A 14,468-nucleotide genomic window follows, 5' to 3' on the forward strand; every position below is an offset into this window, starting at 1 on the left:
GAGACTCATGAATGGTCGAAAAGAGACGAAATGAGACTGGAAAATTGAAAAAAACAGAAGGAAGGCCGGGGCGAAAGAAATACGCCCCGACTTCCCTCGTCCGTGAACCAGGCCTCAAGTTAGCAAAACGCTTGGGCCTTGAAACTCCTAATCGCCTGTTTGTCACGGCTTTGACTCATCCTTCATACGTGTTTGAAAATCCACAGTTCTGTCGAGAAAATAACCAACGGCTTGAATTTCTAGGCGATGCGATTTTGGACTTTGTGATTGCTGAGTACCTGTATTTGAGTTATCCAGATCGACCAGAAGGGGAACTCACGAAGATGCGGGCCGCAGTCGTTAATGAGACGACGTTAGCTCTTAAGGCGCACGAAATTGAGTTAGGACAAGAACTTTTGTTAGGCAAGGGCGAGCAGGTATCGGGGGGGCGGGAAAGACCCTCTATTTTGGCAGATGCCTGGGAAGCAGTGGTTGGAGCGATATACTTGCAATACGGACTTCAAGAAGCTCGAAGAATTATTTTGGAGTTATTAAAGCCGTCTATAGAAGAAGTTGCTGCAGGAAATTATGGAGATTACAAAACTGTGTTACAAGAAAAGGCACAACGAGAAGAGAAAGAGGTAAACTATCAAATCCTGGTAGAGGAAGGGCCAGATCATAATAAATGCTTTACTGCTGGCGTCTTTCTTCAAGGGGATTTAATGGGGAAAGGTATGGGCCGCACCAAAAAGGAAGCAGAGCAACATGCAGCGAGGCAGGTGCTGGAACACTGGGGGAGGGAGAGCGATGGCTAAACCTGAGGATTTCCCAGTTTTTTTAAAGGGAATTCATATTCAGGGATTTAAGTCGTTCGCTGATCGTGTAAAGTTAGATTTAGGCCAGGGTTTAAGCGTCATTGTGGGTCCGAATGGGAGCGGAAAAAGCAATGTAGCGGATGCAGTTCGCTGGGTTCTGGGAGAACAAAGCGCTAAGAGCCTCCGAGGGGCAAAAATGGAAGATGTGATTTTTGCTGGAAGTACACAGCGTCGCCCTGTCGGCATGGCAGAAGTTTCCCTTGTCTTTGATAATGCAACGGGAATTTTTCCATTGGACTTTCGAGAAGTCACGATTACACGGCGCGTCTACCGTGATGGTGACGGGCAATATCTAATCAATAAAGCGCCCTGCCGGCTCAAAGATATTCAGGAACTATTCATGGATACGGGAGCTGGTAAAGAAGGGTTTTCGATCATTGGGCAGGGGCGGGTTGAGGAAATTTTAACTCTGAAATCGGAAGAACGCCGATCGCTCATCGAAGAGGCTGCTGGCATTATTAAGTACCGTTTTAGAAAGCGAGAAGCTTTGAAGCGTCTTGATGACACGGTATCAAACCTCCAACGTCTTGAAGATATATTGCAAGAAATCGAGAGACAATTGACTCCTCTGGCTGCCCAAGCCCAAGTGGCCGAACAAAGCCTCGCACTCTCGGCTGAGCACAAACGACTAGAAATTCAATGGGTTGTACAAGACATTTCCGAAATAATGAATAAGCTGTCAACAGCTACGAACGATTCGGAAACTTTACAATCCAGCTTAGTAGAGGCACAAGCTACATTGGGGCTTAAAGAAAGCCAAGCAATGGAAGATAAGATTGGACTCAAAAAATCAGAGGATGATATACAGCGTAAGCAAGGGGAAGCTTTCCAGGCAGAGCAGGCACTCAATGCTTTAAAACATGACCGAAGCCTTCGTATTGAGCGCTTCGGATATTTTGATGAGCAAATCACGAGGTTGTCCCAAGAGATCCTAGAGGATGAGGGCAAACTAAAACGTTTGCTGGAACGAATCAAAACCCTTGAAGCAAAGCAAGCAGTTTTAAAGCACACTGTAGTAGAATCACAAAATAGAGTCAAGGAGCAAGAACAAAAGCTTAGTATAGTTCGTGAAAATAACCGAATTGAGGATATCGAACGACTTAAGACCGACTTATTTCAAGCCCTTTCAGAGCAGGCCGATTGTTCCAATAAATTGACTGGGATGCGCCACACGATAGCTTCGCTTGAACAACAATTACTTCAAATAGAGCAAGAGCAAGACTTAAAAGAAAAAGAGCGCCGATCTTTGGGTGAGATTAGTGAAGCCCAAGAAAAAGAATGGGTTCAGAGAGAAGAGCTGGCCCGAGTCGCAGAAGAAGAGAGATCAAGGTTAAAAGAACAGTGGAATAAACTTACAGAACTTCTCCAAATAAAGAAACTAGAACTACAGAAACATAAAAATCTTACTGATCAATCCAGAGCAAGGCTGCATGCTTTACAGTCCTTGGAAGATTCCTTGGAAGGATATCAACGCGGGGTACGCGAGGTGATGCTCGCGAAGAAGAAAGGAACGCGTGATTGTCTGCGCCTTTGTGGGACGGTTGCTGATCTGATTTCTGTCAGTGAAAACTATGAACTAGCCATTGAAACAGCACTGGGAGCTGGGATGCAAAATGTTATTGCAGAGAATGAGCAGGCGGCCAAAAATGCAATTGCTTACTTAAAATCTCATCAATGTGGACGGGTAACCTTTCTTCCCCTCGATGTAATTCAAGGGAGCCGTATGTCAGTGAGCCATGCTGTGGAAAAGGATGCTGGCTACATCGGGATCGCAGTCGACCTAGTGACACATGATGAACGATATCGCCCGGCAATGGAGTTCCTGCTTGGGCGAATTGTGGTCGTTTCGGATATGGAAGCTGCGACTAGAATTGCTAAGGTAGCTGGGTATAGACTGCGCATTGTAACCCTTGAAGGGGATCAAGTTCATCCCGGAGGATCGCTGAGCGGTGGGAGTGTTCAACGCAAGGGAGGAAATTTGCTGGCCCGTTCCCGTGATATTGATACCCTTCGTGTCGCATTGGTCAACTTAGAAAAGGACTTAACGGAAAAAGAACAGGAATCCCTGGAGTTTGATACACGCCAACGAAAGATTCAAGAAAGCATTGAGCACTTAGGCTTAAAGCAACGGGAAGCCAAAGAGCATCAAGTGATGCTTAGAGCCACTCACGAGAATGTTTTAAATCAAATTAGACGACTAGAGAACGATTTGCTGGGGTTAGGTCTTCGACACCAAGAAACTGTGGCGAAAAGGAACGAACAATCTCTTCACTTAAACGGCTTTATTGAACGTATGGAAATCGCAGAAAAAACGTCGGTTGATTTAAGAGCGGAGTTCAATCAGCGGGAGCAAGAAGCCAAAATTGCTGCTGGAGAGATTGAATCGAAGAGAGAACGACTGACCCAAGAAAAAGTGAGCTTTGCTAAATGGGAGCAAGAATTAACTCAATGCACGGAGCAACTGGAAATAGAACGTGCGGTGATTTTAGAGAACGAGTCCAATCTTAAACAAAAGAAACTGGAACGGGACAGTGTTCAACGTGCCCGTCAGACAGTCGAAGAGGAACAAGGAGCCTTGAGCTTGCAGTTAGAGCAGCAATCCCTTGTTCAAGAAGCACAACAATATGTCCTGATGCAACTTAGACAAGACCGAGAGGGTTTATCTAAGCGCGTCCTTGAACTGGAGCAGGAGATATCTTCTATGCGCCAAGGAGCGTATGCGCTCGAGCAACGTCTTCATGCCAATGATGTTCGTGTTGTCCGTTGGGAAACCGAGCGAGAAAATTGTATAACTCGTTTAGCTGAGGAATTTTTTCTATCATGGGAAGAGGCTATGTTATATCAAGGTGAGGAAGAAAAATCTGTCTTGTTACGAAGGCTTCAAGACCTTAAACAGCAAATCGAACAATTAGGTCCAATCAACCAAGCGGCTATCGAAGCATATCCCATAATGCTCAAACGGCAGGAATTCATGTTGACACAGAAGAAGGATTTGGTAGAAGCCAATCAGACTTTGCGCCAATTGATTTCCGAACTTAACAAGACCATGAGTGAACGATTTTTAGAGAGTTTCAATGCAGTAAATGCAGCTTTTCAAGAGGTGTTTAAGGAACTCTTTCATGGTGGAAGTGCAGAGCTTCGCATGGTAGATCCAGAACATTTGTTGGAAACTGGCGTCGAGATTATTGCTCAGCCACCGGGCAAAAGGCCTCAACTTCTTTCCCTGCTGTCTGGAGGAGAACGAGCCTTAACGGCTATTGCCCTCTTGTTTGCCCTCCTGCGGGTCAAACCGAGCCCGTTTTGTATCCTAGATGAGATTGAAGCATCCCTAGATGATGCTAATGTTCAGCGATTTGCACAATATATTCATCGTTTATCTCATTCAACTCAGTTCGTGGTGATTTCTCATCGTAAAGGTACTATGGAGTCAGCCAATGTATTATACGGAATTACTATGGAGGAATCTGGAGTTTCTAAATTACTTTCCGTTCAGCTGGAGGAACGTAGAGATACGCCCCATACGGCTTAATGTGCTCCCTTTGAAGAGTTCATGTCGTCAAAGAATTTGAGAGCACCCATGAATTATGTTAAAATAACGACAATAGTCTACCTGAGAGGAAGGAATAATTTTGGCAGGATTTTTTGCGCAGCTTAAAGCGGGGCTAACGAAAACACGACAGAACTTTGTGGAAAAGATTGAACAGGTTTTCACTGGCCGCAAAAAGATTGACGAAGAGTTATATGAAGAATTAGAAGAGGTCTTGATTCGTTCAGATGTTGGTGTCAATACATCCTTCGAACTAGTTGAACGTTTACGTAAAGAAGTTAAACAACGCAAACTTTCGGATCCTAGTGAGCTTACTCAGGTATTACAAGAATTGATTGCGGAATTATTGGGAGAGGAAGAACCGCTTAACTTTGCAAAGCAAGGCCCAAGCATTATTCTGGTAGTTGGAGTTAACGGGGTTGGTAAGACAACGACGATCGGTAAGCTAGCTAACCGTTTAAAAAAAGATGGAAAACGAGTTATGATGGCAGCCGGAGATACATTTCGGGCTGCGGCTATTGATCAACTGGAGGTTTGGGGAGAACGATGTGGGGTCGAGGTGATTAAACAGCGGGAAGGGGCAGACCCTGCAGCGGTTGCATATGATGCAGTACAAGCGGCAAAGTCTCGTAATATAGACGTTGTTCTTGTGGACACCGCTGGTCGCCTTCATAATAAAGTAAACTTAATGGAAGAATTGCGTAAGGTTAAGCGGGTAATTGAACGTGAAATTCCAGGGGCTCCTCAAGAGGTGTTACTCGTACTTGATGCTACAACGGGTCAGAATGCACTACAACAAGCGAAGCTTTTTCAGGAAGTGGCCGGAGTCACTGGAATTGCCCTAACGAAGCTTGATGGGACTGCCAAAGGGGGGGTTGTGCTGGGAATTCAAGGAGAAACTCGGATCCCTGTGAAATGGATAGGAATTGGAGAAGGTATGGAAGATTTACGACCTTTTGTTCCCAAGGATTTCGCAGAAGCACTTTTTGGCCGACCTGATGAGGAGGGAGAATTCTGATACCCTATGCATTGATTGGGGGCACCGGGGTTGAGCACTCTGCGTTGATTGAACAGCGTGTTATTACGGTGGAAACTCCTTATGGAACGGTAAAACCTGTGATTGGTAAACTTGCGAATCGTGAATTGATTTTCATGAGCCGACATGGACACAACCATGCTACTCCACCCCACCTCGTGAATTACAGGGCCAATATTTGGGCATTACGTGAACTCGGAGTGCGTAAGGTCCTTGCTACAGCGGCTGTAGGTTCCTTGTCCCCAAATTTCCACTTAGGTGGGTTGGTCCTGCCTGATCAATTCCTAGATTTTACCAAAAGTCGCCCGCAGACGTTTTACGAGGGAGGGCAACAGGGTGTACTTCATGTAGATATGTCAGAGCCTTATTGTTTTGCAATGAGGCAGGCAATCCAGGAAGCATCAGAGAATCTTGGATTTCAGGTTAAGAATGGGGCGTGTTATGTTTGTACAGAAGGCCCACGTTTTGAAACTCCTGCGGAAATTCGGATGTTCCAACGTCTTGGGGGTGAACTTGTCGGAATGACGAGTGTTCCAGAAGTAGTCTTGGCTCGGGAACTCGGAATGTGTTATGCCACGATAGGGATGGTTACAAATGAAGCAGCTGGAATTGCAGGTCATCCGTTAAGTCATAGCGAAGTAATACAAAGCATGAAGGAACTGGGGCTGAATGTCGCGCAGCTTATTCATGCAACATTTGAGTTATTGACCCCTGATCAGGATTGCCTATGTGCTTCGGCTAATTTAGAAGTTGGTAAGTTTTAGAAAGGTGGTGGGACGTTGAAAGCGATCGAATGGCTAGGAAAGGTCTTGCGCATATTAGATCAAAGCAAGCTTCCAACAGAAATCGTATATCGGGATGCTTTGTCCTATGAGAGTGTGGCGGAGGCTATTGAAAACATGGAAGTACGCGGCGCGCCTGCCATTGGGGCAGCAGTCGCCTATGGATTCGTGTTAGGAGCGCTAGAATATCAAGGGGACAGAGAAGGTTTAACTAGTCACATGGAAGCGGTACAGGCTAGATTGGCGGAGACTCGGCCCACTGCTGTCAACTTGTTTTGGGCATTGCGTCGCATGGAAGATCGATTGCGTGAATGCTGGGATATCGAGGATTTGGATGATGTACGGCAAGTTTTAATTGAAGAAGCGGGTCGTATAGCTGAAGATGATCGTCGGATGAATCGTCTAATTGGGGAACATGGGAATGATATTGTTCCAGAGAAAGCTAATGTCTTAACTCATTGTAATGCAGGAGCTTTAGCCACCGTCGAGTACGGAACCGCACTAGGAGTTATTCGAACGGCTCACGAGGCGGGAAAGAATATTCACGTTTATGCGGATGAAACACGGCCATTATTACAGGGGGCACGTCTAACAACGTTAGAACTCCTGCGGGACAAGATCCCAGTTACGCTGATTGCCGATAATATGGCTGGATACTTGATGCAGCAAGGCAAGGTTGACCTCGTGATTGTGGGAGCTGACCGAATCGCTGCAAACGGGGATACTGCGAACAAAATCGGAACCTACTCTTTAGCGGTTCTAGCTCAAGCGCATGGCGTTCCTTTTTATGTAGCGGCTCCGACCTCTACCATTGATTTGAAAGTCGCTGGTGGCCAAGAAATACCCATTGAGGAACGGCCAGCTAAGGAAATTCGAGAGTGTTTTGGGGTATCCGTTGCACCCGAGGAGGTCAATGTCTATAATCCGGCGTTCGATGTCACTCCTGCAAAATATATTACTGGGATCATCACTGAAAAAGGAATTGTGGCTGCACCCTATTCAGTCAACCTTCTCAAATTAATGGTGCGCGCATAAATCAAACAGGCTAATCGATAGATCATGCATACAGTTTAATCCCTAAAACATGAGGTGGGGCTGTAAGGAGCGAGAGTATGTCCAAACTTTTAATTAGGGCCATGGTTTTGCCCATGACCGGCCCGAATGTGTTTTATCCCCAGGGGGAAATTACCATCGAGAATGATCGGATTGTTTCGGTAGGGGAACTGGGCTCTGCACCTCAAGGATTTGAGCCAGACCGAATATTGAATTTGCCAAATGATGTGGTTATGCCTGGCTTGATTAATACGCATACCCATGCAGCTATGACGTTACTCAGGAGTTATGCGGATGATCTGCCACTGATGCCTTGGCTCAAAGAGAAAGTATGGCCTTTCGAAGATAAGTTGACAGACGAAGATATTTATTGGGGGACGGCCTTAGCGCTTTGCGAGATGATTCGCTCTGGAACGACGACGATGCTCGATATGTATGCTTCAATGGATCAAGTCGCAGAAGCGGTACTTAAGGCTGGAACTCGTGCTGTCCTTTCCCGAGGAATGATTGGGAATGGACCAAACGGCAAACTGGCTTTACAAGAGAGCATCGATTTGGTTAAGCGTTATCATAGGGCGGGTGGTGGGAGGGTGAGTATCATGTTTGGCCCTCACGCACCTTACACATGCTCGGCGGAATATCTCCAGCAAGTGAAAGCTGAGGCAGACAGACTAGGTGTTGGGGTTCATATCCACGTAGCTGAGACTCAAGACGAGATAACTATGATTCGAGAACAGTATGGTAAGACTCCTGTGCAGTGGCTGGATGAGCTCGGTCTCTTTGGAGGGCATGTGGTGGCAGCACACTGTGTACACCTAACACCAGAAGATATGGAAATTATAGCTCGTAAGCACGTCTGTGTCGCCCACAATGCGGAAAGTAACATGAAGCTGAACAGTGGAACCGCCCCTATTACCGAACTACGCGCGAGAGGGGTTGTTGTTGGTCTTGGGACGGATGGCGCATCAAGCAATAACAATCTCGATCTCTTTGGGGAGATGCGTTCAGCTGCTTTTCAGCAAAAGCTACGAGTAGACTCGACGGTGCTCCCCGCGTATGATGTTTTGGAAATGGCGACGGTCGGTGGAGCTCAAACTCTTGGGCTGGAAGATGTCGGAATGATTGCCCCGGGTTTTAAAGCCGATCTCATCACGATCGACATGGATCAACCTCATTTCTATCCTCGGTTCTCAATTCCGGCGCACTTGGTCTATGTTGCCCATGCTGGAGATGTACGCACAGTCATGGTGGATGGAAAACTTCTCATGGAAGAACGAAAATTCTTGACCATGGATGTGAGGAGAGTTTGCCAAGAAGCGGAAAACCGCGCGAAGCGGATTTCCGCGGAGTTGCATGGATAAGCACGGCGAACTCATGAATACGTAGGGGTAATTTATGAATTACCTTGACTTGACAAATCGGCAGATTTAGTCTAAAATTCGGTTGTAAAGTAAAAATACTTTACAGGGGGTTTTTATGGAGAAACTCACCAAAATGGCTCTCTTAGTGGATTTTTATGGTCCGCTTCTTACGGATAAGCAACGAAATGTTTGGGATCTTCATTATCAACAGGATCTATCCTTAGCAGAAATCGCCGAGGTGGAACATATCAGCCGTCAGGCTATTCACGATTTGCTCAAACGCACAGAACGGATCTTGGCAGAATACGAGGATAAATTGGGGCTTGTTCAGAGGTTCTGGACGGAACGCGAGAAACTGCTGAAGGTAACAACCTTGTTAGAGAGGTTGGACGAGCAGGATTTTGCGAATCGAACAGCATGGGAAAGGCATATGCAAATACGTGCCATGATCGATGAAGTGTATATTAATATTTTGGCTGTTTAAAAGATAAGCTAAAGCTTGAGTTAAAATCAAAGCGAAAGCGGGGACAGGCATGTTCCAAGGATTAAGCGACAAACTTCAAGAAACATTTAAACGGCTCAAAGGAAAAGGCAAACTAAAGGAAGCGGATGTCAACGAAGCGATGCGCGAGGTGCGTGTGGCGTTATTGGAGGCAGATGTTAACTTCAAAGTGGTCAAAGACTTTGTGGCCAAGGTTAAGGAACGTTCGATCGGACAAGAAGTCTTAGAATCTCTTTCTCCTGCACAACACGTCATTAAGATTGTGCACGAAGAAATGATTGACCTTATGGGCGCAGTTTCAGGCAAAATTCTCATTGCTCCAAAACCGCCAACTGTGATCTTGCTATTAGGTCTTCAAGGAGCAGGAAAAACTACTCATGCAGCGAAATTGGCAAATATGCTCAAAAAGCAGGGTAAACATCCCCTTTTAGTAGCGTGTGATATATATCGTCCTGCTGCAATTAAACAATTGCAGGTTTTAGGGGAACAGTTGAAAGTGCCAGTTTTTTCTATGGGGCAAGATTCTCCGGTCAAGATTGCCGAGGAAAGCATTAAACATGCCAATTCGAATGGCCAAGATGTGGTCATTATTGATACAGCTGGACGCTTGCATATTAACGAAGAACTGATGGGCGAGCTTCGAAATATTAAGGCTGCCGTCAAACCCCACGAGATTTTGTTAGTCGTTGACGCAATGACGGGTCAGGATGCTGTCAATGTTGCGGAATCTTTCCACAAAGAATTAGGTCTTGATGGCGTCATCCTTACCAAGCTGGATGGTGATACTCGTGGTGGGGCTGCACTTTCTATTAAAGCTGTGACAGGCTGTACTATTAAATTTGCCGGGACAGGCGAAAAAATGGATGCGTTAGAACCTTTTCATCCAGATAGAATGGCCTCTCGAATTTTAGGTATGGGCGATGTTCTGACCTTAATTGAGAGAGCGCAGGAGTCATTTGATGAGAAAACAGCGAAAGAAATGGAACAGAAGTTGCGTAAACAGGAATTCACGCTCGATGATTTCCTGGATCAAATGCAACAGATGAAAAAGATGGGTCCTCTTTCTTCGATTCTTGAAATGATTCCCGGCGTAGGTAAACAATTAAAAGATGTAGAAATTGATGAAAAAGACACGGCGCATGTTGAAGCCATTATACGGTCGATGACGACAGAAGAACGTCGGAAACCGACGGTTATCAAAGACTCTCGTAAAAAACGGATTGCTAAAGGCAGTGGCACATCGGTTCAAGAAGTCGGACGACTTTTGAAGCAGTTTGAGCAAATGCAGAAGATGATGAAGCAATTTGCCAATCCAGGCGGTATGGGGATGTTCGGGGGCGGCAAAAAAGGGAAAAAGGGAAAAAAACCTGGATTTCGTTTTCCGTCGCTTTAGAGGGACTAGCGTGACATAACGCTCGGTGCTTACAACGCAGAGCAAACTAACCGTTTAAGCTTCCGGCTTTGGGGAGCGGGGTGTTGGTCGCTTGAACGGAGCCTGCTTATTTTGATGGACACGCTTTTATTTATATGGCGTTGTTTATAGATGGTTAAGAATGATATTCTACGAGTATCCTTATGAGGAGGTGAAAACATGTCTACTAAAATTAGAATGTGTCGCATGGGAGCGAAAAAGAATCCTTTTTACCGTATGGTTATTGCGGATGCTAAGGCTCCTCGTGATGGACGTTTTATTGAGCAAATCGGATATTATGATCCGACGAAAAGCCCTGAGGTTTTGAAGGTTGACGAGGAAAAGGCTTTAAAATGGCTCTCAACGGGAGCGCAGCCTTCAGATACTGCTAAGTCTCTGTTGCGTCAAGCTGGTGTCTTAACCAAATTCCACGAGTCCAAGAACTAAGTGTAGTGTGTGGGGGGTGTGGTTCCTGTGAAGGAGCTTGTAGAAATCCTCGCGAAAGCGTTGGTGGATCATTCAGACCAAGTTATCGTTGCCCAGTCTGAGACAGATAGAAGTGTTCATCTGCAATTGACTGTTGCACCTGAAGACATGGGGAAAGTTATTGGGAAACAAGGGAAGATCGCGAACGCTATTCGTACGCTGGTTAAAGCGGCTGCCGTCAAAGATGGACGCCGAGTTCATATGGACATTGATCAATGACGTTGAGAAGGGCTTAAAGCCCTTCTCAACGTTTTCAACTATCTGCTTGAAAGGGGCAAAGAGTATGGATGAAGTGTTGATTGGAGAAGTGTTGCGTCCGCATGGGTATGAAGGGGAGCTGAAGATTTATCCCTTAACAACAGACCCTGAGCGGTTTCTGAAACTTCAGGAAGTCTTCTTGCGGCGTGGGAAAATTGATCAACACTTCAAGATTATTTCGGCTCGCGTGCAAATGGATTTAGTTCTCCTGAGGGTTGAAGGAATAGATACCATAGATCAGGCAGAAAAGTACCGAGGGTGGGAAGTCCGCATTGACCGCTCAGAAGTTCCTCCTCTTAAAGAGGGGTGGTATTATTTCGAACTCGAAGGAATGCAGGTTTATGAGGGGGATGTCTTATTAGGCACATTGTCTCAAGTCTTAGAAACTGGAGCGAATGATGTCTATTTAGTCAAGGGGCCTAAAGGTGAACTATGCGTCCCAGCTCTCAAAAGTGTTGTCCAGCATGTCGATGTCCAAGGGCGACGTATGGATGTCATACTTCCCCCAGGGTTGTTGGAAGGGTGAACTAGAGGAGATGCAAATTACTGTTTTAACGTTATTTCCAGAAATGTTTGCGCCTCTTCAAGAAAGCATTCTGAAACGCGCACAAGAAGTTGGATTGCTCCAGATTCGCCTTGTGAATTTTCGAGACTATGCGACGAGCAAGCATAAAAACGTGGACGACGTTCCCTATGGAGGGGGTGCTGGCATGCTATTAAAGCCCGAGCCGATCTTTGCCGCGTTAAGGGATTTGCCCCAGCCGTGTGCTGGACGGAAGGTTATTCTCATGTCGCCACAGGGCCAAGTTTTTCGTCAAGAGAAGGCCCAACAATGGTCGGCTCAAAGTGAATTGGTTTTTATATGTGGGCATTATGAGGGGTTTGACGAGCGGATTCGAGAGCTAGCCGATGAAGAAGCCTCTCTTGGGGATTATGTATTAACAGGCGGAGAACTAGCCGCTATGGTCATGATTGATGCCGTAGCAAGGCTTATTCCTGGTGTCCTTGGAGAGGGCTCTTCTGCGGAGGAAGATTCGCATAGTATAGGGCTCTTAGAATATCCACAGTATACACGTCCCGCTAATTTTGAGGAAAAACAGGTTCCTGAGGTTTTGTTGTCTGGGCATCACGCTATGATCAAGCGTTGGCGGAGAAAGGAATCTCTAAGGCGCACCTTTTTACGTCGCCCAGATATGATTGAAAAGGTCACTTTTGAAGCCGCTGATTATCCCCTTTTAGAAGAACTCTGCCTCGAACATTGTGAGATTGCACAGTGGCGAGCTAAGTGGGAACATCTCTTTCCGCAGCCTAAACGACGTCGTCGGACTTCAACAAGATAAATTCAAATTGATTAATTTGAAACTAACCTCAGAGGGGATCTGAGGTTAGGAAGTGAGTTAGGAGGAATCTCCATGGCAGACATCTACCTGGCATTAATTCATGCCCCTGTGTACAATAAGAACATGGAGACGGTCGCAACTTCGATCACAAACCTAGATCTTCATGATATTGCGCGCTGCTCAACAACTTATGGTATAAAACGCTATTATGTGGTACATCCCGCTGAAGCCCAGCGCCAATTGGCTAAACGTATTATGGGTTTTTGGCAAGAGGGTTATGGGGCGGAGTATAATCCTGATCGTCAAGAAGCGTTTTCGAGGGTAAGGATCGCAGAGAATTTAGACGAAGTTTATGCAGAAATCGAAGCTGAGCACGGGATAGCCCCTATTAAAGTGGCGACTGATGCTCGAAAATATACTAATACAGTCACCTATACCCAGCTACGCCAGGACATAGAAACCACGGATATTCCAATCCTGCTTTTATTTGGGACAGGCTGGGGATTACTCAAAGAAGATGTTGAAACTATGGATCGAATCCTCGAGCCCATTTATGGACCCACAGATTATAATCATTTATCGGTGCGTTCCGCGGTTTCAATTATTTTAGATCGCCTGCGGGGACATTAAGTGAAAAATTGTATTGCTATTAACAATTTGAGCGTGGTTTGATCGAAGTTTGTTGCATAACCAAAAGGGTTGTGATAATATAAATAGGTCTGATAAGGGATGGTCCGCTCGCTGTAAATCAGTGTATGAACATTCTCGACAAGGAAGGGGGGATTTTATAATGGATTATATTCGCATGATTGAAGAAGAACAAATGAAAAAGGATCTTCCTCACTTCCGTCCAGGTGATACAGTACGTGTACATGTGCGCATTGTTGAGGGAACCCGTGAACGTATTCAGGTTTTTGAAGGGCTAGTCATCGCAATGAAAGGTGGCGGCATCAGAGAGACTTTTACGGTTCGTCGTGTCTTCGCTGGCGTCGGGGTAGAACGAACTTTCCCTTTGCACTCTCCTCGCTTGGAAAAGATCGAGGTGGCTCGCAGAGGTGTGGTTCGCCGGGCTAAGCTTTACTATTTGCGTTCGCTTTCTGGTAAGGCGGCGCGGATTCGCGATCGTCGCACTGTCTAAGGTGAAAAAGGGGCTAGAGCAATCTGGCTCTTTTTTTTTTCTAAAGCCTACGCTTCAGAAAGGCTATCTGACATTTCACATATGTTTTTAGATGAAGTTCTGTATATCTTGTTCTTGAGTGTATGCTCCAGCGATTCTTGCTCATACTAGAAAGAAGTGCAAGAGGAGGGCGTACGTGACAATGGAACATCAGAGATCAAAAACAACATGGATTTTGGGTATTGTCGGCGCGGTTTTGATAATCGGTGGAATTTTACGTTGGGGAGTATTGCAACCATATCTGATTCCATCCCCTTCCATGGAACCCGGTATGGCGCCAGGGGATCGTATTCTAGTCAATCGCCTTGCCTATCGCTTGTGGGCTCCTACTCGAGGGGATGTCGTGGTGTTTGCTTTTCCGAAGGATACAAAGCGAACCTTCGTTAAACGGGTTATTGCTGCGGAAAACGAAACAGTGGAGCTTCGGGACAATCAAGTCTTTGTAAATGGAAATGTTATTAAGGAACCCTACGTTAAACAGGGGGATTACCCTCCATATGGTCCAGAACTTGTTCCAGTCGGAAAGGTGTTCGTCTTAGGTGATAACCGTCGCGAGAGCGAAGATTCGCGAGAATGGGGACTTCTACCTAAAACCTACCTATTGGGGAAAGCTTGGATGGTATACTATCCTTTTCGGCGTTTTAGGATCTTTTAACAAGCT

At 45.8% G+C, this 14,468-nt stretch carries 15 protein-coding genes; all 15 read left to right on the top strand.

The window, feature by feature from the left end; translation table 11 throughout:
- The first annotated feature begins 11 nt into the window (after positions 1–11).
- The 15 genes from rnc to lepB all read left to right on the top strand — a co-directional run bounded on the left by rnc (position 12) and on the right by lepB (position 14,462).
- Positions 12–794: a ribonuclease III gene (gene rnc, locus E4K68_RS11420; protein WP_135379048.1), complete on the top strand. Its 783-nt coding sequence runs from the start codon at positions 12–14 to the stop codon at positions 792–794.
- On the top strand, positions 787–4,383 hold the full coding sequence (gene smc / locus E4K68_RS11425) for a chromosome segregation protein SMC (protein WP_135379049.1): 3,597 nt from the start codon (positions 787–789) through the stop codon (positions 4,381–4,383). Before rnc ends, smc begins: the two co-directional genes overlap by 8 nt.
- A 100-nt stretch (positions 4,384–4,483) precedes the next feature.
- A complete protein-coding gene (ftsY, locus tag E4K68_RS11430; protein ID WP_135379050.1) occupies positions 4,484–5,419 on the top strand; it encodes a signal recognition particle-docking protein FtsY in 936 nt (311 codons plus the stop codon).
- 11 nt (positions 5,420–5,430) lie between these two features.
- A complete protein-coding gene (locus tag E4K68_RS11435) occupies positions 5,431–6,201 on the top strand; it encodes an S-methyl-5'-thioinosine phosphorylase (protein WP_135379051.1) in 771 nt (256 codons plus the stop codon).
- Between the two features lie 15 nt (positions 6,202–6,216).
- Positions 6,217–7,254 (top strand): S-methyl-5-thioribose-1-phosphate isomerase, encoded by a 1,038-nt coding sequence (gene mtnA / locus E4K68_RS11440; RefSeq protein ID WP_135379052.1) that lies wholly within the window; start codon positions 6,217–6,219, stop codon positions 7,252–7,254.
- A 77-nt stretch (positions 7,255–7,331) separates the two neighbouring features.
- Positions 7,332–8,633, top strand: a complete 1,302-nt coding sequence (locus E4K68_RS11445; protein ID WP_135379053.1) for an amidohydrolase — start codon at positions 7,332–7,334, stop codon at positions 8,631–8,633.
- Positions 8,634–8,748: 115 nt separating this feature from the next.
- Positions 8,749–9,117 carry a putative DNA-binding protein gene (locus E4K68_RS11450; RefSeq protein ID WP_135379054.1) on the top strand — a complete coding sequence of 123 codons (369 nt, stop codon included), beginning with the start codon at positions 8,749–8,751 and terminating at the stop codon, positions 9,115–9,117.
- A gap of 49 nt (positions 9,118–9,166) precedes the next feature.
- Complete coding sequence (gene ffh, locus E4K68_RS11455; RefSeq protein WP_135379055.1) at positions 9,167–10,528, top strand: signal recognition particle protein; 1,362 nt, start codon at positions 9,167–9,169, stop codon at positions 10,526–10,528.
- A gap of 198 nt (positions 10,529–10,726) precedes the next feature.
- The gene (gene rpsP, locus E4K68_RS11460) at positions 10,727–10,993 is read left to right on the top strand and encodes a 30S ribosomal protein S16 (RefSeq protein ID WP_135379056.1); all 267 of its coding nucleotides are present in this window, start codon (positions 10,727–10,729) and stop codon (positions 10,991–10,993) included.
- A 27-nt stretch (positions 10,994–11,020) separates the two neighbouring features.
- Positions 11,021–11,251 carry a KH domain-containing protein gene (locus E4K68_RS11465; RefSeq protein ID WP_135379057.1) on the top strand — a complete coding sequence of 77 codons (231 nt, stop codon included), beginning with the start codon at positions 11,021–11,023 and terminating at the stop codon, positions 11,249–11,251.
- Between the two features lie 64 nt (positions 11,252–11,315).
- Positions 11,316–11,816, top strand: a complete 501-nt coding sequence (gene rimM, locus E4K68_RS11470) for a ribosome maturation factor RimM (RefSeq protein ID WP_135379058.1) — start codon at positions 11,316–11,318, stop codon at positions 11,814–11,816.
- Positions 11,817–11,826: 10 nt separating this feature from the next.
- Positions 11,827–12,630: a tRNA (guanosine(37)-N1)-methyltransferase TrmD gene (trmD, locus tag E4K68_RS11475; protein ID WP_135379059.1), complete on the top strand. Its 804-nt coding sequence runs from the start codon at positions 11,827–11,829 to the stop codon at positions 12,628–12,630.
- Positions 12,631–12,702: 72 nt separating this feature from the next.
- Positions 12,703–13,260: an RNA methyltransferase gene (locus tag E4K68_RS11480; protein WP_135379060.1), complete on the top strand. Its 558-nt coding sequence runs from the start codon at positions 12,703–12,705 to the stop codon at positions 13,258–13,260.
- 160 nt (positions 13,261–13,420) lie between these two features.
- Positions 13,421–13,768 (top strand): 50S ribosomal protein L19, encoded by a 348-nt coding sequence (gene rplS, locus E4K68_RS11485; RefSeq protein WP_135379061.1) that lies wholly within the window; start codon positions 13,421–13,423, stop codon positions 13,766–13,768.
- Positions 13,769–13,949: 181 nt separating this feature from the next.
- A complete protein-coding gene (gene lepB, locus E4K68_RS11490; RefSeq protein WP_135379062.1) occupies positions 13,950–14,462 on the top strand; it encodes a signal peptidase I in 513 nt (170 codons plus the stop codon).
- Positions 14,463–14,468: the final 6 nt, after the last annotated feature.

The organism is Desulfosporosinus sp. Sb-LF (assembly GCF_004766055.1).
Classification (GTDB): Bacteria; Bacillota; Desulfitobacteriia; order Desulfitobacteriales; family Desulfitobacteriaceae; genus Desulfosporosinus.

Coding starts and splice junctions, on each gene's coding strand:
- lepB (WP_135379062.1), top strand. CDS start 13,950: ATGGAACATCAGAGATCAAAAACAACATGGATTTTGGGTATTGTCGGC.
- E4K68_RS11450 (WP_135379054.1), top strand. CDS start 8,749: ATGGAGAAACTCACCAAAATGGCTCTCTTAGTGGATTTTTATGGTCCG.
- rnc (WP_135379048.1), top strand. CDS start 12: ATGGTCGAAAAGAGACGAAATGAGACTGGAAAATTGAAAAAAACAGAA.
- E4K68_RS11445 (WP_135379053.1), top strand. CDS start 7,332: ATGTCCAAACTTTTAATTAGGGCCATGGTTTTGCCCATGACCGGCCCG.
- trmD (WP_135379059.1), top strand. CDS start 11,827: ATGCAAATTACTGTTTTAACGTTATTTCCAGAAATGTTTGCGCCTCTT.
- rpsP (WP_135379056.1), top strand. CDS start 10,727: ATGTCTACTAAAATTAGAATGTGTCGCATGGGAGCGAAAAAGAATCCT.
- E4K68_RS11480 (WP_135379060.1), top strand. CDS start 12,703: ATGGCAGACATCTACCTGGCATTAATTCATGCCCCTGTGTACAATAAG.
- smc (WP_135379049.1), top strand. CDS start 787: ATGGCTAAACCTGAGGATTTCCCAGTTTTTTTAAAGGGAATTCATATT.
- ffh (WP_135379055.1), top strand. CDS start 9,167: ATGTTCCAAGGATTAAGCGACAAACTTCAAGAAACATTTAAACGGCTC.
- rplS (WP_135379061.1), top strand. CDS start 13,421: ATGGATTATATTCGCATGATTGAAGAAGAACAAATGAAAAAGGATCTT.
- rimM (WP_135379058.1), top strand. CDS start 11,316: ATGGATGAAGTGTTGATTGGAGAAGTGTTGCGTCCGCATGGGTATGAA.